This is a genomic window from Streptomyces sp. NRRL F-5755 (assembly GCF_001279365.1).
GTDB classification, from domain to species: domain Bacteria; phylum Actinomycetota; class Actinomycetes; order Streptomycetales; family Streptomycetaceae; genus Streptomyces; species Streptomyces rimosus.
Window position 1 is genome coordinate 38,559 of record NZ_LGCW01000148.1, and the last position, 21,187, is coordinate 59,745.

General features: G+C 71.9%; 22 protein-coding genes and 1 riboswitch. Of the genes, 9 read left to right on the forward strand and 13 right to left on the reverse strand.

Going from position 1 to position 21,187, the window contains the following annotated elements; all coding sequences use genetic code 11:
- Positions 1-52 precede the first annotated feature (52 nt).
- The 5 genes from ADK86_RS15675 to ADK86_RS15695 form a co-directional block, all read right to left on the reverse strand.
- Positions 53-535: a Fur family transcriptional regulator gene (locus tag ADK86_RS15675; RefSeq protein WP_053697132.1), complete on the reverse strand. Its 483-nt coding sequence runs from the start codon at positions 533-535 to the stop codon at positions 53-55.
- A gap of 55 nt (positions 536-590) precedes the next feature.
- On the reverse strand, positions 591-1,640 hold the full coding sequence (locus tag ADK86_RS15680) for an ABC transporter substrate-binding protein (RefSeq protein WP_053697133.1): 1,050 nt from the start codon (positions 1,638-1,640) through the stop codon (positions 591-593).
- 8 nt (positions 1,641-1,648) lie between these two features.
- Positions 1,649-2,443, reverse strand: a complete 795-nt coding sequence (locus ADK86_RS15685; RefSeq protein WP_003983034.1) for an ABC transporter ATP-binding protein — start codon at positions 2,441-2,443, stop codon at positions 1,649-1,651.
- 37 nt (positions 2,444-2,480) lie between these two features.
- Positions 2,481-3,581 carry a FecCD family ABC transporter permease gene (locus ADK86_RS15690; protein ID WP_053697134.1) on the reverse strand — a complete coding sequence of 367 codons (1,101 nt, stop codon included), beginning with the start codon at positions 3,579-3,581 and terminating at the stop codon, positions 2,481-2,483.
- 100 nt (positions 3,582-3,681) lie between these two features.
- A riboswitch (cobalamin riboswitch) is annotated at positions 3,682-3,813 on the reverse strand.
- A gap of 8 nt (positions 3,814-3,821) precedes the next feature.
- The gene (locus ADK86_RS15695; RefSeq protein ID WP_030592261.1) at positions 3,822-4,385 is read right to left on the reverse strand and encodes an FABP family protein; all 564 of its coding nucleotides are present in this window, start codon (positions 4,383-4,385) and stop codon (positions 3,822-3,824) included.
- A 258-nt stretch (positions 4,386-4,643) separates the two neighbouring features.
- Between ADK86_RS15695 and ADK86_RS15700 the strand changes: the two genes are divergently transcribed.
- Entirely contained in the window at positions 4,644-5,009 is a 366-nt protein-coding gene (locus tag ADK86_RS15700) for a DsrE family protein (RefSeq protein WP_003983030.1), read from the forward strand.
- A gap of 46 nt (positions 5,010-5,055) precedes the next feature.
- Here the strand turns inward: ADK86_RS15700 and ADK86_RS15705 are convergent, their stop codons facing one another.
- The 7 genes from ADK86_RS15705 to ADK86_RS15730 form a co-directional block, all read right to left on the reverse strand.
- On the reverse strand, positions 5,056-5,337 hold the full coding sequence (locus ADK86_RS15705; RefSeq protein ID WP_003983029.1) for a DUF3099 domain-containing protein: 282 nt from the start codon (positions 5,335-5,337) through the stop codon (positions 5,056-5,058).
- A gap of 123 nt (positions 5,338-5,460) precedes the next feature.
- Positions 5,461-5,748, reverse strand: coding sequence for a DUF1416 domain-containing protein (locus tag ADK86_RS15710; protein WP_030372838.1), 288 nt, complete (start codon positions 5,746-5,748; stop codon positions 5,461-5,463).
- A 55-nt stretch (positions 5,749-5,803) separates the two neighbouring features.
- Positions 5,804-6,649 (reverse strand): sulfurtransferase, encoded by an 846-nt coding sequence (locus ADK86_RS15715; protein WP_053697135.1) that lies wholly within the window; start codon positions 6,647-6,649, stop codon positions 5,804-5,806.
- A 132-nt stretch (positions 6,650-6,781) separates the two neighbouring features.
- Complete coding sequence (locus tag ADK86_RS45640; RefSeq protein WP_351860202.1) at positions 6,782-6,889, reverse strand: putative leader peptide; 108 nt, start codon at positions 6,887-6,889, stop codon at positions 6,782-6,784.
- Positions 6,890-7,146: 257 nt separating this feature from the next.
- Positions 7,147-7,857, reverse strand: a complete 711-nt coding sequence (locus ADK86_RS15720) for a DUF2993 domain-containing protein (RefSeq protein WP_053697136.1) — start codon at positions 7,855-7,857, stop codon at positions 7,147-7,149.
- A gap of 223 nt (positions 7,858-8,080) precedes the next feature.
- Complete coding sequence (locus tag ADK86_RS15725) at positions 8,081-9,634, reverse strand: hypothetical protein (protein ID WP_053697137.1); 1,554 nt, start codon at positions 9,632-9,634, stop codon at positions 8,081-8,083.
- 8 nt (positions 9,635-9,642) lie between these two features.
- Positions 9,643-9,906, reverse strand: coding sequence for a MoaD/ThiS family protein (locus tag ADK86_RS15730; protein ID WP_208853437.1), 264 nt, complete (start codon positions 9,904-9,906; stop codon positions 9,643-9,645).
- 212 nt (positions 9,907-10,118) lie between these two features.
- Between ADK86_RS15730 and ADK86_RS15735 the strand changes: the two genes are divergently transcribed.
- Positions 10,119-11,852, forward strand: a complete 1,734-nt coding sequence (locus ADK86_RS15735; RefSeq protein ID WP_053697138.1) for an ABC transporter ATP-binding protein — start codon at positions 10,119-10,121, stop codon at positions 11,850-11,852.
- 59 nt (positions 11,853-11,911) lie between these two features.
- Positions 11,912-13,813 carry an ABC transporter ATP-binding protein gene (locus tag ADK86_RS15740; protein WP_234345882.1) on the forward strand — a complete coding sequence of 634 codons (1,902 nt, stop codon included), beginning with the start codon at positions 11,912-11,914 and terminating at the stop codon, positions 13,811-13,813.
- A 58-nt stretch (positions 13,814-13,871) separates the two neighbouring features.
- Here ADK86_RS15740 and ADK86_RS15745 read toward each other — a convergent pair whose 3' ends face one another.
- Positions 13,872-14,732 carry an alpha/beta hydrolase family protein gene (locus ADK86_RS15745; protein WP_078952061.1) on the reverse strand — a complete coding sequence of 287 codons (861 nt, stop codon included), beginning with the start codon at positions 14,730-14,732 and terminating at the stop codon, positions 13,872-13,874.
- A gap of 292 nt (positions 14,733-15,024) precedes the next feature.
- Between ADK86_RS15745 and ADK86_RS15750 the strand changes: the two genes are divergently transcribed.
- From ADK86_RS15750 to ADK86_RS15775, 6 genes are all read left to right on the forward strand, one after another.
- Positions 15,025-15,864, forward strand: coding sequence for a response regulator transcription factor (locus tag ADK86_RS15750; RefSeq protein ID WP_053697141.1), 840 nt, complete (start codon positions 15,025-15,027; stop codon positions 15,862-15,864).
- A 24-nt stretch (positions 15,865-15,888) separates the two neighbouring features.
- Complete coding sequence (locus ADK86_RS15755) at positions 15,889-16,959, forward strand: LacI family DNA-binding transcriptional regulator (protein ID WP_053697142.1); 1,071 nt, start codon at positions 15,889-15,891, stop codon at positions 16,957-16,959.
- A gap of 134 nt (positions 16,960-17,093) precedes the next feature.
- Positions 17,094-18,233: a S1C family serine protease gene (locus tag ADK86_RS15760; protein WP_053697143.1), complete on the forward strand. Its 1,140-nt coding sequence runs from the start codon at positions 17,094-17,096 to the stop codon at positions 18,231-18,233.
- Between the two features lie 251 nt (positions 18,234-18,484).
- Positions 18,485-18,787, forward strand: a complete 303-nt coding sequence (locus tag ADK86_RS45185) for a hypothetical protein (RefSeq protein WP_053697144.1) — start codon at positions 18,485-18,487, stop codon at positions 18,785-18,787.
- Between the two features lie 161 nt (positions 18,788-18,948).
- The gene (locus tag ADK86_RS15770) at positions 18,949-19,686 is read left to right on the forward strand and encodes a response regulator transcription factor (protein WP_030592295.1); all 738 of its coding nucleotides are present in this window, start codon (positions 18,949-18,951) and stop codon (positions 19,684-19,686) included.
- Complete coding sequence (locus tag ADK86_RS15775) at positions 19,683-21,182, forward strand: sensor histidine kinase (protein ID WP_234345880.1); 1,500 nt, start codon at positions 19,683-19,685, stop codon at positions 21,180-21,182. The genes ADK86_RS15770 and ADK86_RS15775 overlap by 4 nt, the downstream gene beginning before the upstream one ends.
- Positions 21,183-21,187 lie beyond the last annotated feature (5 nt).

The window sequence follows — 21,187 nt, forward strand, 5'->3', positions numbered from 1 at the left end:
CCCCCAGCCTACGACCGGTGCGCCGGTGCCCTGCCCCGGGCGGTGCGCCCGGCTACGACCCGGCCCCGGAGGCGCCGCCCGCGGCCCCCGGCCCGTCGTCGGGCGCCGCGGCCGCGCTCTTCTCCGTACACGCCGCACAGCACCCGAAGATCGCGAAGTGCTTCAGGTCCGTGTCGAACCCGAACGTTTCCCGGAGCGTCGCCGTGAACGGCTCGGCCACCGACAGATCGGCCTCGATCACTTGCGTGCAGTCCCGGCACACCAGGTGGATGTGGTGGTGCCGGTCGGCGAGGTGGTACGTGGGCGCGCCGTGCCCGAGGTGGGCATGGCTGACCAGCTTCAGCTCCTCCAGCAGCTCCAGCGTCCGGTAGACGGTGGAGATGTTCACGCCGCCCGCCGTCCTGCGCACCTCGGTGAGGATGTCGTCGGGGGTGGCGTGTTCGAGTTTGTCCACCGCCTCCAGCACGAGCTGGCGCTGCGGGGTCAGCCGGTACCCGCGCTTGCGGAGGTCGCTCTGCCAGTCGGTGCTCACCACGCTCCCAGTGTAGGAGGGCGTCCGGCGGGCGCGTTCGTCCGGCGGCCGTGTCCGGTCAGTGGCCGCTCACGCCCCGCAGGTAGCCGGCGAGCGCGGTGACGGCCGCGGGGTTGCGCGGGCTCTCCACCAGATCGGCGTAATCCATGACGAAAATGCGATCGTTCTTGATCGCGGAGACATTCTTCAGCGGCGCATACGACTTGAGGAACGACTTCTTCTGTTCGGCGGTCGGTGTGCCGTAATCGTTGATGACGATCACGTCGGGATTCTGCTCGACCACCGTCTCCCAGCCCACCGTGGTCCAGGAGTCCTTCAGGTCCTTCATCACATGGTCGCCGCCGGCCTTGGTGATGATGTCGTGCGGCCCGGCGAAGCGGCCGGAGGTCATCGGCTTGTCCTGGCCGCCGTCGTACAGGAAGACGGTCGGCCGCGCGCCGTCCTCGGGCGCCTTGGCCTGCGCGTCGGCGACCTGCTTGCGGTACTTGGCGATCAGTGCGTCCGCCCGGTTCTCGACGTCGAAGATCTTCCCCAGCGTCCTCAGGTCGGTGTAGAGCGCGTCCAGCGGCGGCATCACGCCGCGCGCGGTGCCCTTCTCGCCGTCGGCCCCGTTGCGGCACGACTCGGTCAGCACATAGCTGCCGATGCCGAGCTTCTTCAGGGAGGCGGGGGTGACGTCGCTGTCCTCGCCGAAGCCGTAGTTCCACCCGGCGAAGACCAGGTCGGCCTTGGCGTCCAGGGCCAGTTCCTTGGTGATCGCCTTCTTGGACAGCCAGGGCACCTTGCCGTACGCGTCCTTCCAGGCGACGGCGTCGATCTTGCCCCGGTATTCGGGCATCACGTACCCGGCCATGTGGTCCTCCAGCCCGAGCGCGAACATGATGTCCGCGATCCCGACGTCGTTGGTGACCACCCGTTGTGGCGCCTTGTCGTACGTGGTCTTCGTGCCGCAGTTCTCGATGGTGACCGGGTAGTGCCCGGACCGTCCGGAGCCGGAAGCCTTGGCGGAGTCTCCCTTCCCGTCCTCGGCGACGTGCGCGCCGCAGCCGGTGAGCGCGGCGAGCGCGAGGGCGGTGAGCAGGGCGGCGGAGCGGTGGCGGGTGCGCATGAAGGTCCTCATGGGGTGGTCGGTGCGCCGGTACGGCCGGGCAGGCGGTCGAACAGCAGCTGGACGGCGCCGGTCTCGGGGTGCGGTACGCGGTGCGCGCGCACCCCGAAGACCTCGGCGAGCAGTTCCGGAGCCAGTACGTCGTGCGGCGCGCCGGAGGCGACGATCCGGCCGCCGGAGATGACGTACAGCTCGTCGCAGTGCCCGGCCGCCAGATTGAGGTCGTGCAGCGCGGTCAGCACCGTCAGTCCGCTGTCCCGCACCAGCGTCAGCAGCTCCAACTGCTGCGCGATGTCGAGGTGGTTGGTCGGCTCGTCCAGTACGAGCACCTTCGGTTCCTGGGCCAGCGCGCGGGCGATCAGGACGCGCTGCTTCTCGCCGCCGGACAGGCTCAGGAAGGCCCGCTCGGCCAGGTGCGCGGCGCCGGTGCGGTCCAGCGCGCGCTCGCACACCCGCAGGTCCGCGGCGCTGGGGCGCCCCGATCCGCGCTGGTGCGGCAGCCGCCCCATGGCGACCACCTCGGCGGCCGTGAAGCCGAATTCGGTCGCCGACTCCTGCGGCAGCGCGGCCAGTTGGCGGGCTCCCTCGCGTACGTCCATGGCGTGCAGGTCGGCGCCGTCCAGCCGTATCGCCCCGGCGGCGGGGCGCAGCGCCCGGTACGCGCAGCGCAGCAGCGTGGACTTGCCGCTGCCGTTGGGCCCGACCAGCCCGACGACCCGGCCGCTGCCGGCGTGCAGGGTGATGTCGTGCACGAGCCGGGCCCCGGCCACGTCCACGGACACCGCGTCGATATCGAGCCGCATCAGACCTCGCCTCCGGACGATGTGCCGTATCCCCGCATCACGCCCCGCCCCCGAACGAGTAGCCGCGCCGCCGCATCAGCAGGACGAAGCACGGCACCCCGATGACGGCCGTGATCACCCCGACCGGCAGCTCCACGGGCGCCAGCAGCACCCGGGACAGGATGTCCACCCACACCAGCAGCACCGCGCCCAGCAGCGGCGCCACCGCCAGCACGCGGCGGTGCCCCGCGCCCACCAGCATCCGCGTCACATGCGGCACCATCAGCCCGACGAACCCGATCGCCCCGCTGACCGCGACGACCGCGCCGGTGACGGCCGCCGTGACCGCGAACAGCTCCCGGCGCAGCCGTCCCGGGTCCACGCCGAGCGCGGCGGCCGACTCGTCGCCCATGGCGAGCGCGTTCAGGCGGCCCGCGGAGAGCGTCAGGTACAGCAGCGCGCCGGCCACCGCGGCGGCGGCGACCGGTACCGAGCCCCAGCCCGCGCCGCTGAGGCTGCCGAGCAGCCACATCATCGCGGAGCGCGCCGCCTCGCCGTGGTCATGGGCGAAGATCATCAGCGTGGAGACGGCGGAGAAGCCGTAGTACATCGCGGAGCCGGTCAGGACCAGGCGCAGCGGGGTCAGACCGTGCGCGCTGCGGGCCGCCGCGTACACCAGCACCATGGCCAGCAGCGCCGAGCCGAACGCGGCGGTGGACAGCGCCCACACGCCGAGCGCGCTGAGCGAACCGAAGAGCAGGACCGCGTTGGCGCCGACCGCGGCGCCGGAGGAGATGCCGAGCACGAACGGGTCGGCGAGCGCGTTGCGCACCAGGGCCTGCACGGCGACGCCGATGGCGGAGAGCCCGGCGCCGACCACGGCGGCCAGCACGGCGCGCGGGAAGCGCAGCTCCCACACGATGGTGTACGCGGAGACCTCGTCCGGGGCGATGGTGCCGCCGGTCAGCCCCGCGCCGAGGTAGCGCAGCACATCGGTCCACCCCACGCCGGATGCGCCGAGGCCGACGCCGCACAGCAGTGAGGCGAGCAGCGCCAGGACCAGCCCGGCGGCCAGCGGCACGGTACGCACCGGGGCGGCGGTACGGCGCGGCCCGGAGGTGGGCTCCGGGGGAGCGGCGGTACGGGCGGAGGCGGCCAAGGGGACGTACGCCTTCGGCTCGGGCCGCTTCCGTACGGTAAGGGTGACGGCGCGTGGCGCGAGGCCGGCGGCGGAGTCCCCTCGCAGTCCACGGCGAGTTGTCAGGAACGGGCGCCCCCGCGGGCGATCGGGCTTGCGGAAGCAGGCTTCCGCTTACCGTTGCGGGTCAGCGCCGGACTCTCACCGGACTTCCCCCGCGGGGCGCTGTGTGACGATGTGCTGTCTTCTTGAAGAAGCTGTCTACTTGAAGAACGCGATGCCGTCGTCCGGCAGGTCCTTGATGTCCTTGGCCCACTCGCGCGGGTCGACGACCTTCTTCAGGTGCGCGGACATGTACGGGCGCAGCGGGACCTCGGGGGTGGCCTTCTCGCCGACCCACATCAGGTCGCTGTTCACATAGCCGTACAGGCGCTTGCCGCCGCTGTACGGGCCAGAGGCGGCGGTGCGCGCGACGGCGTCGGTGGCCAGGTCGATCTGCGGCTTCTGGTCGGCGAGCTCGCCGTACCAGACCTCCGCGACCCCACCGTCGCGGATCATCACGATCTCGACCTTGCGGTCCTTGTCGATGCGCCAGTAGCCGGACTCGGTCTCCAGCGGAGCGACCTTCTTGCCCTCGCCGTCGAGCACCCAGCTGTGCGAGGTGTACTCCAGGAAGTCGCGGCCGTCGTGGGTGAAGGTGACCTCCTGGCCGAAGTTGCACTTCTCGGAACCGGGGAAGTCGGCGACGCCCGCGCCCTCCCAGTTGCCCAGCAGGAAGGCGAGGGGCACGAGGGCCGGGTTCAGGTCGGACGGGATCTCGATCATCAGCTCAGGCGATCTGTATTGGGGGAGGTTCTGGTCTGTCCGGCGGGGGTCAGCGCTGGCCCTGGTACAGCTTCTTCCAGGTCAGCCCGGCGAAGGCGACGACGCCGACGGCGACCAGGACGAGCAGGGTGGTGAAGACTGCCTCAAGCACGAGCGCGCTCCTCGGACGTCAGTGAGGTGTTACGGACCGGGAGCGAGTCTAGTCGGCGTGGCCGGGGGCAGCGCTGTGAGGTCCGCCGCGCGCCCTAGAGTGGCCACATGGCGAAGAAGCTGGTGATCAAGGTGACGGCGGGGGCGGACGCTCCCGAGCGGTGCTCACAGGCGTTCACCGTGGCGGCGGTGGCCGTGGCGAGCGGGGTGCAGGTCTCGCTGTGGCTGACCGGCGAGTCGGCGTGGTTCGCGCTGCCGGGCCGCGCGGCGGAGTTCGAGCTGCCGCACGCGGCCCCGCTCCCCGACCTGATCGAGTCGATCACGGCGGGCGGCGGCACCATCACCGTGTGCACGCAGTGCGCGGCGCGCCGGGACATCGAGGAGAAGGACCTGATCGAGGGCGCCCGCATCGCCGGGGCGCAGGTCTTCGTCAGCGAGGTCATGCCGGACGGCGTGCAGGCGCTGGTGTACTGAGGCGGGCGCCTGCGGCCAGGAAGCGGGCGGGCCGGGCGTACGCGGCTCAGCGGCGCCCGTGGCCGTGATCGTCGAGCTCGCGCCACCACCGGTCCGACTCCGGGTCGCCGGACTCGTCCCACCAGCGCTCACCCGGCTCCCGCCGGTTGCCGGTGATCGCCGCGAACGGCGGGATGACCATGGCGACCACGCACATCGCCACGGCCGCCGGCACGGACCACAGCCGCACCACACCCCACGCCAGCACGAACAGGGTGATGCACACGCCCATCAGGGCGAAGTACCGGCGGTGCCGGCGCTGCGCGGGCGGACGCTGGTGCGCGGACATGTTTCCACCGTAGGTCCGGTGGGGGTGCCTGGGAAGCGCGGAGGGCCGCACCCCCAGCCAAGGCGTCCAAACCCCTGGGGTGCGGCCCTCCGGCCGTACGCGCGTACGTATGGGTCGCCGTCGTCAGACGGCGATCGCGACCTCCGCGAGGCCGCCCTGCTGGGCGACCACGGTGCGGTCGGCGGTCGCGCCCGGCACCAGCGCGCGCAGCGTCCAGGTGCCCTCGGCCGCGTAGAAGCGGAACTGCCCGGTCGCCGAGGTGGGGACCTCCGCGGTGAACTCGCCGGTGCTGTCCAGCAGGCGCACGTAACCGGTGACGGGCTGGCCGTCGCGGGTCACGCTGCCCTGGATGGTGGTCTCGCCCGGCTTGATCGTCGAAGCGTCCGGGCCGCCGGCCTGTGCTCCACACATGTCGGTACTTCCTTGGAGGGTTGAGGGGTACGGGGGCGGTACTGCGGCGGTGCGCCTACTTTGCGGCGCCCAGCTCGATCGGCACGCCGACCAGCGAGCCGTACTCGGTCCACGAACCGTCGTAGTTCTTGACGTTGGACTGGCCGAGCAGCTCGTGCAGGACGAACCAGGTGAGCGCGGAGCGCTCGCCGATCCGGCAGTAGGCGATGGTGTCCTTCGCCAGGTCCACGTTCTCGGCCTCGTAGAGGGCCTTGAGCTCGTCGTCCGACTTGAAGGTGCCGTCGTCGTTGGCGTTCTTCGACCACGGGATGTTGCGGGCGCTGGGTACATGGCCGGGGCGCTGCGACTGCTCCTGCGGCAGGTGCGCGGGGGCGAGCAGCTTGCCGCTGAACTCGTCGGGGGAGCGCACGTCGACCAGGTTCAGCTTGTCGATCGCGGCGACGACGTCGTCCCGGAAGGCGCGGATGGAGGTGTCCTGGGCCTTCGCCTTGTAGTCGGTCTGCGGGCGGTTCGGCACCTGCGAGCCGTCGACCAGGTCGCGGGAGTCCAGCTCCCACTTCTTGCGGCCGCCGTCGAGCAGCTTGACGCTGTCGTGGCCGTACAGCTTGAAGTACCAGTACGCGTACGCGGCGAACCAGTTGTTGTTGCCGCCGTAGAGGACGACCGTGTCGTCGTTGGCGATGCCCTTCGCGGAGAGCAGCTTCTCGAAGCCCGCCTGGTCGACGAAGTCGCGGCGCACCGGGTCCTGGAGGTCCTGCTTCCAGTCGATGCGGACGGCGTTCTTGATGTGGTTCTTGTCGTAGGCCGAGGTGTCCTCGTCGACCTCGACGATGACCACCTTCGGGTCGTCGATGTGGGCCTCGACCCAGTCGGCGTCCACCAGGACGTCGCTACGGCTCATGTTGTTCTCCTCCGGGGCAGTTGCGGGGCACGCGTACGCCGGTGCGCGCTGCGGCGAGGGGCGCGGCGCTGCGTGGGAAGTGGCAGGGGTGGCCTCAGCGGGCCGGGCGTGTACGGGGGGAGAGGCCGCCCGTCAGGCAGTGCGACAGAGCATGGCGGCGACGCGGCACAGGTCGACTGCCCGCCGCTTCGTGAGATTCGCCTGTCCCCGGTGACGGGAACCGCTCAGAGAGCTCTGCATGCGACCGATCGTAGGGAGGGACGGCTTGACGTGTCACCGGTGTGTCGGATGCTGAGACGCGGTCGTCCGTATGGCGGTATGCGGTGGGGCTGGAGGAGGGCTGTGGGGCGTCCGGGTGCGGCCTGCGCGGCGGTGCGGGTCTGATGTGCGGGACGCGGTGTCTCAGTGCTCGGACGGCCGGGCGATTCGCGGTGTTCCGTACCGTTACCGGCCCGGCCGGGGGTGGGGGGTGCCCCGGCCGGTGCCGTGGGCGGAGATCAGCCCTGGAGCTTGACGTTCGTGCCGCTGGCCGAGATCGAGATGCCGTCGCGCGTCGAGACGACCTTGTCCAGCTTCAGGCCGCCGGGCAGCCGGTTCAGCTTCCACTCGTGGTCGGTCTGCGCGCGGACCTGGTCGCGGCAGGCGGACAGCTGCGAGCACAGGGCCGGCAGCGAGTCGGCGCGCAGCCGTACGGTGTCGCCGTTGACGACGCTCACTGTGCCGGTGACCTCCAGCGAGTTCAGCATCGGCAGGCTCGGCAGATTCGGCGAGATCTTCACCTGGCTCTTGCCGTTCTTCTCGCCGCCGTAGCTCACCTTGACGTTCCTGCCGGACGCGGTGGTCAGGTCCGCGTACGAGATACGGGCCTCGCCGGACGCGCTCGCGGCGCTCTCGATCGAGGTGTAGTCGCTGGTCAGCTTCACATCATGGAACTTCGCCGACAACTGCTGGATGCGCAGCGTGCGCCCCTCGGCGGTGGCGTTCAGCCCGTCGATGGTGGCGTCCACCTCGTCCAGGCTGCGGCCGGCGACCTGTGTCAGGAACGGGAAGCCGGTGATCGAGACCTCCGGCGTACGGTCCAGCCCCTGGCTGCTGCGGATCTTGTCCGCGGCCTTGTCCTCGGCGATGTTCACGGCCACACGGTCGGCGGCCACGAACAGGCCGCCGAGTATCACGACGATCACCAACAGCACTCGTAGTGCGCGCATCGAACCCTTACCCCCAGGCGTGGGGCCGATTTCGGCCCGGTTTCGTACCGGGTCAGACCCCCGGTCTGTTCCCGTGAGCCTAACCGGCTCATGGGAGCCGGAGTTTTTCCGCGGCCTGGGGGCCGGTGGATCCGGCGCTGCCGCGCGGATGTCCTCAATCGCCGGACGGGCTTGCGCACAGGCGGGCCCAGGGCATTTCCGGGCCCGCCTGTGAACAGCGACGTCAGACCAGCGCCCGCCCCAGCACATACACCGCCGGTGCCGCCAGCGTCAGCGGCAGGGCCACGCCCGCGGTCAGGTGGACGAAGCGGGACGGGTAGTCGTAGCTGGCCACGCGGAGGCCGATCAGGGCGCAGCCGGCGGCGACCAGGCCGAGCAGGGCGCCGGCCGCGCCCAGGCCGTTCAGCTGGCCGGCCGCGATGCCCGCGCCCGCGCCGCCGAGCAGGGCGACGGCGAGCGAGGGGACCGGGGGCAGCGGCAGCGCGCGGGCGAGGGTGGCCACGGCCACCGCGACGCAGCCCACCGTGACCGCGCTCGCCGCGGCGGCCAGCTGGCCGGCGGCCAGCACCGTGAGGGCGGTCGAGGTGAGGCCCGCGGTCAGCGCGTACATCCGCTCGTCGGCGCTGCTGCGGTTGCGCAGCTGGAGGATCAGCACGAACAGGCACCAGACGCCGAGCGTGCCCATGGCGACCAGGGGCGCCTGCTCGCGTTCGGTGGCCAGCAGCGCGATGTCGGTGGTCACGCCCGCCAGGAAGGCGAGCGCGATGCCCTGCCGGGCCGGCCACATGCCGTTCAGGCGGAACCAGCCGGCCGCGGTGACGGCCTGGAGGAGCACCACCGGCACCATCAGGGCCACCCGGGGCAGCGGCGCGGCGAGCGCCAGGAGCAGGGCCAGCGCGGCGGTGACGGCCGCGGGCTGGAGGCCGGGCGGGATGATCGGCGACCGGCCCTCGGCGCGGGCCCGCTGGTTGGGCGCGAGCCGCGACAGGTCGGGCGCGGGCCCGTCCGACGGCCGCTCGTGCTCCGCGGCGCCCCGGTGCTGCGCCGGCCGCGCGCCGGTCTGCGGCGGAGTCTGGGGGCGGGGCTGCGGCTGCGGGTTCCGCGCGGCGGCCGGCGCGGGGCTCTGCTTCGGCAGGTACGCGGTTTCCGCGGCCGACGGGTCGCTGCCCGCGTCCGCCGCGCCCAGGACGGGCAGCTGGGCGCTGGTGTCCCAGGTCGGCGCCGTCCAGATCTGGGTCTGCGGGTCTTCGTGGCCGCCGCCCGTGGCATAGGCGTCCTGTCCGTACGAAGTGCCCTGGGCCGGTGCCTGGCCGTAGCCCGCCCGGCCGTCGTGGCCGGTGGGGTACTGGCCGGACTGCCCGCCCTGGCCCGGCTGTCCGTACTGACCGGTCTGCTGTTGTTGACCGGCCGCCGCGGGCCAGGCCGTCTGCTGCGGCTGCCCGTACGCGTCGTAAGCCTGTTGCTGGGGGTGCTGCTGGTGCTGCTGCCGGCCGTACGGCGGGGTTCCGTATGCCTGGTGGCCGTAGGACTGCTGCGGCTGCTGCCCGTACGCCTGCTGTCCGTGCTGCTGCTGGCCGTACGGCTGCTGCGGAGCCTGGCCGTAGGTGCCGTCGTGACCGCCGTACGATTGCGGTGCCTGCTGCCCGTACGCACCGCCGTTCTCGTACGTCCCGGAGGCCCCGTACGGAGCCTGCGGGTCCGGTGCGGGCTGCTGCTGGTCCTGCGGCTCGTACGGGCCGTAGGGCCCGTACGGATTCGGCGACTGGTTCTCGCTCATGCTCTCGCTCATCCTCCTGCGAACGGCGGCAGGACCTCGACGGTGCCGCCCTCGGCCAGCCGGACGGCCGCGTGATCGCGGCTGCCGACCGGGTCCCCGTCCACCAGGAACGAACAGCGCAGCAGGACGCGGGCGAACTCCGGGTTCGCGGCGTGCCGCTCGCGCGCCGCGGCCAGCGCCTCGGCGAGCGTCGCCGCCGCGTACGGCTCCTCGGCGGTGCCGGCGGCGGCCTTCGCCGCGGCCCAGTAGCGCACGGTGCCAGTTGTTGTCACGGCGGCCTCTTCGTCGTGTTCGTGGTCGTTCTTGTCGTCACGTCGTTGCTTGCGTCGTTCAGGGTGCCTCCATGATGGCGTACGCCGCGACGGGCCCCGTTCCGGTTGACCGTGGCGGGTGTCCGGACAAGTTCTGGCAAAGCCTGCTGGTCCGTTCGGGTGGCGCCGGAAAATTCGATTGCCGGTGGTCATCGCTCGCTTAGGCTCGAAAGGTGTTGGTCCGATTGGCGCGGGCGCATCTGCGACCCCATATGCGCCCGATATCCCTGATCGTTCTGCTCCAGCTGATCCAGACGCTGGCCACCCTCTACCTGCCCACCCTGAACGCCGACATCATCGACGGCGGCGTCATCAAGGGGGACATGGGCTACATCCTCGGCCTCGGCGGCGTCATGATCGCCGTGACGCTGCTCCAGATCTGCTGCTCCATAGGGGCGGTGTACTTCGGCGCCCGTACGGCCATGGCGCTGGGCCGGGACATCCGCGCCGCGGTCTTCGACCGGGTGCAGTCCTTCTCGGCCCGTGAGGTGGGCCGGTTCGGCGCGCCGTCCCTGATCACCCGTACCACCAACGACGTGCAGCAGGTCCAGATGCTGGTCCTGATGACGTTCACGATGATGGTCGCGGCGCCCATCATGTGCGTCGGCGGCGTGGTGATGGCCCTCAATCAGGACGTGCCGCTGTCCGGCCTGATCCTGGTCATCGTGCCGGTCCTGGCGGTCCTGGTGTCGCTGATCGTGCGCCGGATGCGCCCGCTGTTCCGCGGTGTGCAGGAACGCATCGACACCGTCAACCGGGTGCTGCGCGAGCAGATCACCGGCATACGGGTCATCCGGGCGTTCGTCCGCGACGGCTACGAACGCGAGCGCTTCAAGGGCGCCAACCACGACCTGTACGACGTCTCGCTGCGCGCCGGCCGGCTGATGTCGCTGATGTTCCCGCTGGTCATGCTGATCGTGAACGTCTCCAGCGTGGCCGTGGTCTGGTTCGGCGGGCACCGGATAGACAGCGGCGGCATGCAGATCGGCGCGCTGACCGCCTTCCTCAGCTATCTGATGTACATCTTCATGTCGATCATGATGGCGACGTTCATGGTGATGATGCTGCCGCGCGCCGAGGTCTGCGCCGAGCGCATCCAGGAGGTGCTGGGCACCGACACCAGCGTCACCCCGCCGAAGGCCCCGGTCACCGAGCTGCGGCGGCACGGCGAACTGGAACTGCGCGGCGTGGAGTTCCGCTTCCCGGGCGCCGAGGAGCCGGTGCTGAAGGACATCTCGCTGCTCGCCCGGCCGGGCGAGACCACCGCCGTCATCGGCTCCACCGGCAGCGGCAAGTCCACCCTGCTGGGCCTGGTGCCCCGGCTGTTCGACGCCACGGGCGGCCAGGTGCTGGTGGACGGCGTGGACGTACGCACCCTCGACCCGGAGACGCTGGCCTCCGTCATCGGCCTCGTCCCCCAGAAGCCGTACCTCTTCTCCGGGACCGTCGCCACGAACCTGCGCTACGGCAACCCGGACGCCACCGACGAGGAGCTGTGGCACGCGCTGGAGACCGCGCAGGCCCGCGACTTCGTCGAGCGGATGGAAGGCGGCCTCGACGCGCCGATAGCCCAGGGCGGCGGCAATGTCTCCGGCGGGCAGCGGCAGCGCCTGGCCATAGCGCGGGCGCTGGTGCGCAGACCGGAGATCTACCTGTTCGACGACTCCTTCTCGGCCCTGGACTACGCGACCGACGCCGCGCTGCGGGCCGCGCTGGCCCGCGAGACCGGCCGCGCCACCGTCGTGATCGTCGCCCAGCGGGTGTCCACGATCCGCGGCGCCGACCGCATCGTCGTCCTGGACGAGGGCCGGGTCGTCGGCACCGGCACCCACACCGAACTGATGGCGGACAACGCCACGTACCGGGAGATCGTCCTCTCCCAGCTCACCGAGCAGGAGGCCGCGTGAGTAGCCAGGAGGCGCCACAGCGGCGCGGCCCCGCGCCGGCCGCCGGTCCCGCGCGCATGATGGGCGGCCAGCCCACCGAGAAGGTCATGGACTTCCGCGGCTCCGGTCTGCGGCTGCTGCGGCAGATGCGGCCCGAGCGCGCCGTCATGTGGGTGGCGGTGGTGCTCGGCCTGCTGGGCGTCGCGCTGTCCGTACTGGGCCCCAAGGTCCTCGGCCACGCCACCGACCTGATCGTGGCGGGCATCGTCGGACGGCAGCTGCCGGCCGGCATCAGCAAGGACCAGGCCGTCGCCCACCTGCGCGCCCAGGGCGACAACGGGCTCGCCGACATGCTCGGCACGATGCCGGTCGTACCCGGCCAGGGCATCGACTTCGGCGCCGTCGGCACCGTCCTGATGTGGGTCTTGCTGATCTACGTGGGCGCGTCCGCCTTCGGCTTCGTGCAGGCCCGGATCGCCACCTTCGCCGTCCAGCGCACCGTCTTCCGGCTGCGCGAGCAGGTCGAGGAGAAGCTGGCGCGGCTGCCGCTGCGCTACTTCGACAAGCAGCCGCGCGGCGAGGTGCTCTCCCGCGCCACCAACGACATCGACAACATCCAGCAGACGCTCCAGCAGACCCTGAGCCAGATCCTCACCTCGCTGCTGACCATCGTCGGCGTGCTGGCGATGATGTTCTGGATCTCGCCGCTGCTGGCCCTGGTCGCGCTGGTCACCGTCCCGGTCTCCGTCGTCGTCGCCACCAAGGTCGGCAAGCGGGCGCAGCCCCAGTTCGTCCAGCAGTGGAAGACCACCGGCAAGCTGAACGCGCACATCGAGGAGATGTACACCGGCCACTCCCTGGTCAAGGTCTTCGGCCGCCAGAAGGAGTCCGCCGAGCTGTTCCGCAAGGAGAACGAGGACCTGTACGAGGCGGGCTTCAAGGCGCAGTTCATCTCCGGGATCATCCAGCCCGCGATGATGTTCATCGGGAACCTGAACTACGTCCTGGTGGCGGTGGTCGGCGGCCTGCGCGTCGCCTCCGGCGCGCTGTCCATCGGCGACGTCCAGGCGTTCATCCAGTACTCCCGGCAGTTCAGCCAGCCGCTCACCCAGGTCGCCTCGATGGCCAACCTGGTGCAGTCCGGCGTCGCCTCGGCGGAGCGGGTCTTCGAGCTGCTGGACGCCGCCGAGCAGGAGCCGGACAGCGCCGCGCCCGAGCGCCCGGAGCACATCAGCGGCCATGTCGTCTTCGAGGACGTCTCCTTCCGCTACGAGGACGACAAGCCGCTGATCGACGATCTGTCGCTGGCCGTCCATCCGGGCCAGACCGTCGCGATCGTCGGCCCGACCGGCGCGGGCAAGACCACCCTGGTCAACCTGCTGATGCGGTTCTACGAGGTGCGCGGCGGCCGGATCACCCTGGACGGCGTGGACATCCAGGCGATGAGCCGCGAGGAACTGCGCTCCAACATCGGCATGGTGCTCCAGGACACCTGGCTCTTCGGCGGCACCATTGCCGAGAACATCGCCTACGGGGCGCCCGAGGGCACCTCGATGGACAAGATCATCGAGGCGGCGAAGGCCACCCACGTGGACCGCTTCGTGCGCACCCTCCCGGACGGCTACGACACCGTCATCGACGACGAGGGCGCCAATGTCTCGGTGGGCGAGAAGCAGCTGATCACCATCGCCCGCGCCTTCCTCGCCGAGCCCGCGATCCTGGTCCTGGACGAGGCCACCAGCTCGGTCGACACCCGTACCGAGGTCCTCATCCAGCACGCCATGGCGCAGCTGCGCACCGGCCGCACCAGCTTCGTGATCGCGCACCGGCTCTCCACGATCCGCGACGCGGACCTGATCCTGGTCATGGAGTCCGGCGCGATCGTCGAGCAGGGCACCCACGAAGCGCTGCTCGCGGCGGACGGCGCCTACGCACGGCTGTACGCGGCGCAGTTCGCGGAGCCGGTGGCGGAGGCCGAATAACCGGATATCCGGCGACATGGACGGCGGCCCGTACCGGGAGCGGTACGGGCCGCCGTCGTCAGTTTCCGTCCAGCTCTGCCGCCCGCTCCGCCGTCCACGCCGCGATACGGCCGAGCAGCGCCTCGGGCGCCGCGTTCTCCGCGTGGCCGAAGCCGTGCTCCAGCCACAGCTCGGCGGTGTCCGGGTCGGCGGCAGCGGCGAGCATCCTCGGATGGTCCAGCGGGAAGTACGGGTCCTGATCACCGTGCACGATCAGCAGCGGGGTGGGGGAGATGCGCGGGACGGCGGCGACGGGGGAGAGCGGTACGGGGTCCCAGTCCTCCGGATGGATGCGCGTCTTCAGCCCCAGGCGTGACACCAGGCGCCCCGTGGGCCGCGTCACCACCCAGTGCAGCCTGCGCATCGACGCCGTGCCCCGGTAGAACCACCGCGCGGGAGCACTCACCGACACCACCATGTCGGTCCGCGCATCCGTGCGCCCCCCGCGCGCCCCTCCGGACAGCGCGGCGTGCCGCAGGACGACCGAGCCGCCCATGGAGAAACCCACGGTCGCGACCCGGCGGTGGCCCAGGGCCCGCGCCCAGCCGACCGCCGCGGCCAGATCCAGCACCTCGCGGTCGCCGACCGTGGACCGCCCGCCGGACCGCCCGTGCCCCCGGAAGGAAAACGTGATCACGGCCGCATCCTGGGCGAAGACCCCGGCCGCGCGGCGCAGCGCGGGCCGCTCCAGGGCTCCGGTGAAGCCGTGCGCGAGCACCACGGCGAGGACGTCCGAGGGGGCGCCGGCGGGGGCGCGCGGAGGCGTGTACAGGGCCTCGATGCGGACCCCGTCCTCCGTCAACAGCGACGTGCGCCGGCCACTCGAAGTGATCGACGGAACACAAGATCGCGCAAAATCCGCCTCGGGTCCGGAAGTCATGTGGGCTATTCTGCTGGGCAAGAAGGATCCGGGCAGCGTTGCCCCCGGGTCCTTTTGTGCTTTGAAACGCGTTCACGCGCCGATGAGCACCGGCGCTCCGCAGGGCCTTCGGGCGGCAGCGGAGCCCGCCCGTAGGAAGCAGTGCCGCAGACGCCCCCATGGCCGGGAAGAACGCCATGGGAGGGGCCCCGTTCGCAGGGACCGAGGAGGAACCAGACGTAATGGGCGAGCGAAGCGTGCAGGACACAAAGGGCAGTAAACGGCCGGCCGGGACCCGGGCGGGTGATCGGCGATGAGCTCGCTGCTGCTCCTGACCAACGCCCTCCAGCCCTCGACGGAGGTGCTGCCCGCGCTCGGCCTGCTGCTCCACAGCGTGCGGGTCGCCCCCGCCGAGGGACCGGCCCTGGTGGACACCCCCGGCGCCGACGTCATACTGATCGACGGGCGGCGTGATCTGCCGCACGTACGGTCGCTGTGCCAGCTGCTGCGCTCCACCGGGCCCGGCTGCCCGCTGGTGCTGGTGGTGACCGAGGGCGGTCTGGCGGCCGTCACCGCGGACTGGGGCATCGACGACGTCCTGCTGGACACCGCGGGCCCGGCCGAGGTCGAGGCCCGGCTGCGGCTGGCCATGGGCCGCCAGCAGATCACCGCCGACGACTGCCCGATGGAGATCCGCAACGGCGATCTGTCGGTGGACGAGGCGACCTACAGCGCCAAGCTCAAGGGCCGGGTCCTGGACCTGACCTTCAAGGAGTTCGAGCTGCTGAAGTACCTGGCGCAGCACCCCGGCCGGGTCTTCACCCGCGCCCAGCTGCTGCAAGAGGTCTGGGGCTACGACTACTTCGGCGGTACGCGCACCGTCGACGTCCACGTACGGCGCCTCCGGGCGAAGCTCGGCCCGGAGCACGAGTCGCTGATCGGCACCGTACGCAACGTCGGCTACCGCTTCGTGACCCCGGAGAAGCCCGAGCGCGCGGCGGAGGACCGGGAGCCGCAGGACAAGCGCGGCGGCCGGGCCGCGGCGAACGGCGACGGCACGGAGGACGGCGCGGGCGCGGGCGCGCGCCGCACGGCGCCCTCGCGCGCCGGTGCCGGGAGAGAAGCCGCCGCCGCTCGGCCTGCCGAGCGGTAGAACCACCCGCGTAGACTGCCGCGCGTGGCCAAGGTGACGCGGGATGATGTGGCAAAACTGGCGGGTACCTCGACCGCCGTGGTGAGTTACGTCATCAACAACGGACCGAGGCCGGTCGCCCCGGCCACGCGCGAGCGGGTGCTCGCCGCGATCAAGGAGCTGGGGTACCGCCCGGACCGGGTGGCCCAGGCGATGGCGTCCCGGCGCACGGACCTCATAGGACTGATCGTGCCGGACACCCGGCAGCCGTTCTTCGCGGAGATGGCGCACGCCGTCGAGCAGGCTGCCGCCGAGCGCGGGAAGATGGTCCTGGTCGGCAACGCCGACTACCTGGACGAGCGCGAAGTGCACTATTTGCGTGCTTTCTTGGGAATGCGCGTGGCGGGGCTGATCCTGATCAGCCAGGGGCCCAGCGAGCACGCCGCCGCCGAGATCGACGCCTGGGACGCCCGGGTGGTCCTGCTGCACCGGCGCCCCGACGCGATCGACGACGTGGCCGTGATGACGGACGACATCGGCGGCGCGCAGCTGGCGACCCGGCACCTGCTGGAACACGGCCACCCGTACGTCGCCTTCCTCGGCGGCACGGAAGAGACGCCGAAGTCCGGCGACCCGGTCACCGACCACCTGGAGGGCTGGCGCCGGGCGATGGCGGAGTCCGGAAAGTCGCTCGAAGGTCGTTATTTCCAGGCGCCCTACAACCGCTACGACGCCTACCAGGTCGCCCTGGGACTGCTCTCCGGGCCGGACCGGCCGCCGGCCATCATGTGCGCCACCGACGACCAGGCGATCGGCGTCCTGCGGGCCGCCCGCGAGCTGCGCATCGACGTACCGGGCGACCTGGCCGTGGCCGGGTTCGACGACGTCAAGGAAGCCGCGCTGACCGACCCGCCGCTGACCACGGTCGCCTCGGACCGGGTGGCGATGGCGCGGGCCGCGGTGGACCTGGTGCTGGACGACGGCCTGCGGGTGGTCGGCTCGCGGCGCGAGCGGCTGCGGCAGTTCCCGGCGCGGCTGGTGGTCCGGGGCTCGTGCGGCTGCGGCCCGGCGGCCGGCGGCTCGGTGCCGAGCGTCGATCAGTCGCCCCGCGCCTGACCCGGGCAGCCGTCCCCTGACCGGGTCGGCAACTCCCCGCCGCTGATCTTCCTTACACCGGGCATACCGACTTCTGTCGGGCCTCTTAGGGCGTTCTCAGACGGTTCTCATGGTCGGCCCGCACAGTCGGGTTCATGACCGAAACGTACCGCCGCAGCGGCGACGAGACTCCTCAGTACCAGGGTTACGCCCACGGGCCGCAGGCGCCGGGCGGGACGAGCGGGGCGGGCTACCCGCCGCCCCCGCCCCACCCTCCGTACGGCGCGCAGCAGTCGGCGGCGGACACCCCCGCGGCCCCCGGCGTTCCGGGCGGCACGGCCGGTTTCGGCAATCCGGGCGGCCCCGGCGGCCCCGGCGGTCCGGAAGGCCCCGACGCCGCCGGTACGGGTGCGCCCGCGCCGCGCCGCCGGGCCCGCCGCCCGGTCGCGCTGATCGCGGCCGTGGCGCTGGCCTCCGGCCTGATAGGCGGCGGCAGCGCCGCGCTCATCGGGAGCGCGACGGACCGGCCGCAGGCGAGCACGACCACCCCGGCGGTCAATGCGGGCTCCTCCAAGAGCGGCGGTGTCTCGGCGGTCGCCAAGGCGGTCAGCCCCGCCATCGTCGAGATCAAGGCGCGTACGTCCAGCGGCCAGTCCACCGGCTCCGGCGTGGTGATCACCCCGGACGGCGAGATCGTCACCAACAACCACGTGGTGGCCGGCGCGTCCTCGGTCGAGGTCACCTTCAGCGACGGCAGCACGAAGCAGGCCGACGTCGTGGGCACCGACCCGGACAAGGACCTGGCGCTGATCAAGGTCAAGGGCGCCAAGAACCTCACCACCGCCTCGCTCGGCAACTCCGACAACCTGGCGGTCGGCGACGAGGTCGTCGCGATCGGCTCGCCCGAGGGCCTCACCGGCTCGGTCACCAGCGGCATCGTCTCCGCCCTCAAGCGCGATGTGACGGTCCCCAAGGACGAGGGGCGCCAGCAGGAGCAGGGCGGCCCGGGCTGGCCGTTCGAGTTCGGCGGCAACCAGTACAACGGCGACACCGGCCAGTCGAAGACCACGTACAAGGCCATCCAGACCGACGCGGCGCTCAACCCCGGCAACTCCGGCGGCGCGCTGATCGACATGAAGGGCCAGATCATCGGCATCAACTCCGCGATGTACTCGCCCAGTTCCGCACAGGGCAGCAGCTCGGCCGGAAGCGTCGGCCTCGGCTTCGCCATCCCGATCAACACGGTCAAGGCGGACCTGGCGAAGCTGCGGGCCGGGGGCGGCAGCAACAGCTGAGACGGTGCGGTGGGCGTCAGGCGTACGGCCGCTTCCGGAGCCGTACCGGGCGCCGCTTCCGAGCCGTATCGGGCACCGCTTCCCGTCCCAAACGCCGCTTCCCGACCCTGGCACCGGCTCTGAACTCCGGGCTCCCGGAACCGGCTCTGAAACCCGGCCTCCGGAACCACCCCCGAAACGTTTCTCCCCCTCCACCCTCCTGCCTCCTTCTCCCTCCCCGCTCTCCGAACCTCACGTACGAGGAGGCCCCCATGGCCAGCAAGATCACCGTCCCGGTCCACCGTGCCCGCCGCGCCCTCGCGGCCGCCATCGCCTGGAGCGCCGGCGAGGAACGGCGCAGCGCGGGCGTGTGGACCGTCGACCACGGCGCGGACGCCCGTACCGGACCCGCCGACCTGGACCTGGCCCTCGACCTGGCGGAGGCCGAGGCACGGGTGGCGGGAGCCCGCATGGAACGCCCGGCCGAGGTCGCGGCGGCGGCGCGCCCCCGCCCCAAGCGGCCCACTGCGGCGGGCCCGGCCCGGACGCCCCGGGCAGCGGCCGCCCGGAGGTGAACGCCACGCCCCCATGTCCCGGCTGCGCGGTGCCGCATCCCCCGCGCGCGCTGAACACCGTGCCGAGCGGCGTGCCCCGGCCGCCGACGTGCGAGGCTGACAGGCAGGACCGCGGAATCCCCGGTCAGCCGTCCACATCGACACCCGAGGTAGTCACAGCCATGAGTCCCGCCGAGCACGGTGACCAGCCCGCCCGCATCCTGATCGTCGACGACGAGCCGGCCGTCCGCGAGGCGCTGCAGCGCTCCCTGGCCTTCGAGGGGTACGGGACCGAGCAGGCCGTCGACGGCCTCGACGCGGTCGAGAAGGTCGCCTCGTACGACCCCGAACTGATCGTCCTCGATGTGCTGATGCCCCGGATGGACGGGCTGACGGCCGCCCGGCGGCTGCGGGCGAGCGGCGTGACCGTACCGATCCTGATGCTGACCGCCCGCGACACGGTCGGCGACCGCGTCACCGGGCTGGACGCCGGCGCCGACGACTACCTCGTCAAACCCTTCGAGCTGGACGAACTCCTCGCCCGCATCCGCGCCCTGCTGCGCCGCAGCTCCTACGCGGCCGCCGCCGGCGCGCCCCCCGCGGAGGGCGACACGCTGACCTTCGCCGACCTGCGGATGGACCTGGCGACGCGGGAGGTGACCCGCGGGGACCGGCAGGTCGAGCTGACCCGTACGGAATTCACACTGCTGGAGATGTTCCTCGCGCACCCGCGCCAGGTGCTCACCCGCGAGCAGATCCTCAAGGCGGTCTGGGGCTTCGACTTCGAGCCGACCTCCAACTCCCTGGACGTGTACGTGATGTACCTGCGCCGCAAGACGGAGGCGGGCGGCGAACCGCGGCTGGTGCACACGGTGCGCGGGGTGGGGTACGTGCTGCGGGCCGAGGGCGGCGCCGAATGAGTCAGGAACCGGCCGGTTCCGCACCGGCTCCCGCCACCGGGACGAGACCCGGCCTCAAGGAACGCATCGTGCACCGCTACCGGCTGCTGCCGCTGCGCTCCCGGCTGGCCGTGCTCACGGCGGTCGCCGTGGCGGTCGCCGTGGCCGCCTCGGCCGCCGCCTGCTGGGTGGTGACCCGGGACCGGCTGACGGAACAGGTCGACGAGACCCTGAAGCGCCAGGGGGTGGCCGCCGAGTACGTGCAGGACCTGGCGGGCAGGTGCAACAGCCCGGTGCCCGGCAACGTCCAGCTGCGGCTGCCCACGCCGTACACGGTGCAGATCGTGATGTCCGACGGCAGCGTCTGCACCTGGTGGGAGAAGACCCGCATCCCAGCGGAGGCGTCCGACGTGGACGTGGCGCAGGGCCGGTCCGGCGAGGCGCTGCACACCACCCGGGCCGCCGACGGCACGGAGATGAGGGTGATCACCCGTCCGTACCGCGGCCCGCTGATCGACGCCTCCGGCCACCAGGTCGCCGTCTCCATCGCGACCCCCATGGACCCGGTCACCCAGCCCCTCAACCAGCTCGCCCTGATCCTCCTGATCGTCACCGGCGTCGGGGTGCTGGGCGCCGCCACCGCGGGCCTGTGGGTGGCCCGGGCGGGCCTCAGGCCCGTGGACCGGCTCACCGAAGCCGTCGAACATGTCGCCCGTACGGAGGACTTGACGATCCGCATCCCCGTCGACGGCGAGGACGAGATCGCCCGGCTCTCGCGCTCCTTCAACTCCATGACCGCCGCGCTGGCCTCCTCCCGCGACCTCCAGCAGCAGCTGATCGCGGACGCCGGGCACGAGCTGCGGACGCCGCTGACCTCGCTGCGTACCAACATCGATCTGCTGGTGCGCAGCGAGCAGTCCGGGCGGCAGCTGCCCGCCGGGGACAAGCAGGCGCTGCTGTCGTCGGTGAAGGCGCAGATGGGGGAGCTGGCCGCGCTCATCGGCGACCTCCAGGAACTCTCCCGTACGCCGGAGACCGGGCCGGGCGGCGCGGGCTCCGTACCGGTCGTCGCGCTGCACGACATCGTGGACTCGGCCCTGCGCCGCGCCCGGCTGCGCGGCCCGACGCTGGACATCACCGCCGAGCTGGACCCCTGGTACGTACGGGCCGAGCCAGCCGCGCTGGAGCGGGCGGTGGTCAACCTGCTGGACAACGCGGTCAAGTTCAGCCCGGAGGGCGGCGCCATAGAGGTCGCCCTGCGCAAGGGCGAGCTGCGGGTGCGCGACCACGGCCCCGGCATCCCCGAGGAGGAACTGCCGCACGTCTTCGAACGGTTCTGGCGCTCGCCGTCGGCCCGCAGCCTGCCCGGCAGCGGGCTCGGCCTGTCGATCGTGGCGCGTACGGCGTACCAGGCGGGCGGCACGGTGGAGCTGCGGGCGGCGGCGGGCGGCGGCGCGGAGGCCGTGCTGAACCTGCCCGGGGCGGCCACACCGCCGCCGGACCTGCCGGAGGGGTAGGGGGC

Bases quoted from the DNA above. Each gene is read 5' to 3' on its own strand.
- ADK86_RS15685 (WP_003983034.1), bottom strand. From the start codon at position 2,443: ATGCGGCTCGATATCGACGCGGTGTCCGTGGACGTGGCCGGGGCCCGG.
- ADK86_RS15775 (WP_234345880.1), top strand. From the start codon at position 19,683: ATGAGTCAGGAACCGGCCGGTTCCGCACCGGCTCCCGCCACCGGGACG.
- ADK86_RS45640 (WP_351860202.1), bottom strand. From the start codon at position 6,889: ATGCAGAGCTCTCTGAGCGGTTCCCGTCACCGGGGACAGGCGAATCTC.
- ADK86_RS15715 (WP_053697135.1), bottom strand. From the start codon at position 6,649: ATGAGCCGTAGCGACGTCCTGGTGGACGCCGACTGGGTCGAGGCCCAC.
- ADK86_RS15745 (WP_078952061.1), bottom strand. From the start codon at position 14,732: ATGACTTCCGGACCCGAGGCGGATTTTGCGCGATCTTGTGTTCCGTCG.
- ADK86_RS15710 (WP_030372838.1), bottom strand. From the start codon at position 5,748: ATGTGTGGAGCACAGGCCGGCGGCCCGGACGCTTCGACGATCAAGCCG.
- ADK86_RS15770 (WP_030592295.1), top strand. From the start codon at position 18,949: ATGAGTCCCGCCGAGCACGGTGACCAGCCCGCCCGCATCCTGATCGTC.
- ADK86_RS15750 (WP_053697141.1), top strand. From the start codon at position 15,025: ATGAGCTCGCTGCTGCTCCTGACCAACGCCCTCCAGCCCTCGACGGAG.
- ADK86_RS15720 (WP_053697136.1), bottom strand. From the start codon at position 7,857: ATGCGCGCACTACGAGTGCTGTTGGTGATCGTCGTGATACTCGGCGGC.
- ADK86_RS15725 (WP_053697137.1), bottom strand. From the start codon at position 9,634: ATGAGCGAGAACCAGTCGCCGAATCCGTACGGGCCCTACGGCCCGTAC.
- ADK86_RS15700 (WP_003983030.1), top strand. From the start codon at position 4,644: ATGGCGAAGAAGCTGGTGATCAAGGTGACGGCGGGGGCGGACGCTCCC.
- ADK86_RS15680 (WP_053697133.1), bottom strand. From the start codon at position 1,640: ATGCGCACCCGCCACCGCTCCGCCGCCCTGCTCACCGCCCTCGCGCTC.
- ADK86_RS15760 (WP_053697143.1), top strand. From the start codon at position 17,094: ATGACCGAAACGTACCGCCGCAGCGGCGACGAGACTCCTCAGTACCAG.
- ADK86_RS15695 (WP_030592261.1), bottom strand. From the start codon at position 4,385: ATGATCGAGATCCCGTCCGACCTGAACCCGGCCCTCGTGCCCCTCGCC.
- ADK86_RS45185 (WP_053697144.1), top strand. From the start codon at position 18,485: ATGGCCAGCAAGATCACCGTCCCGGTCCACCGTGCCCGCCGCGCCCTC.
- ADK86_RS15705 (WP_003983029.1), bottom strand. From the start codon at position 5,337: ATGTCCGCGCACCAGCGTCCGCCCGCGCAGCGCCGGCACCGCCGGTAC.
- ADK86_RS15740 (WP_234345882.1), top strand. From the start codon at position 11,912: ATGGGCGGCCAGCCCACCGAGAAGGTCATGGACTTCCGCGGCTCCGGT.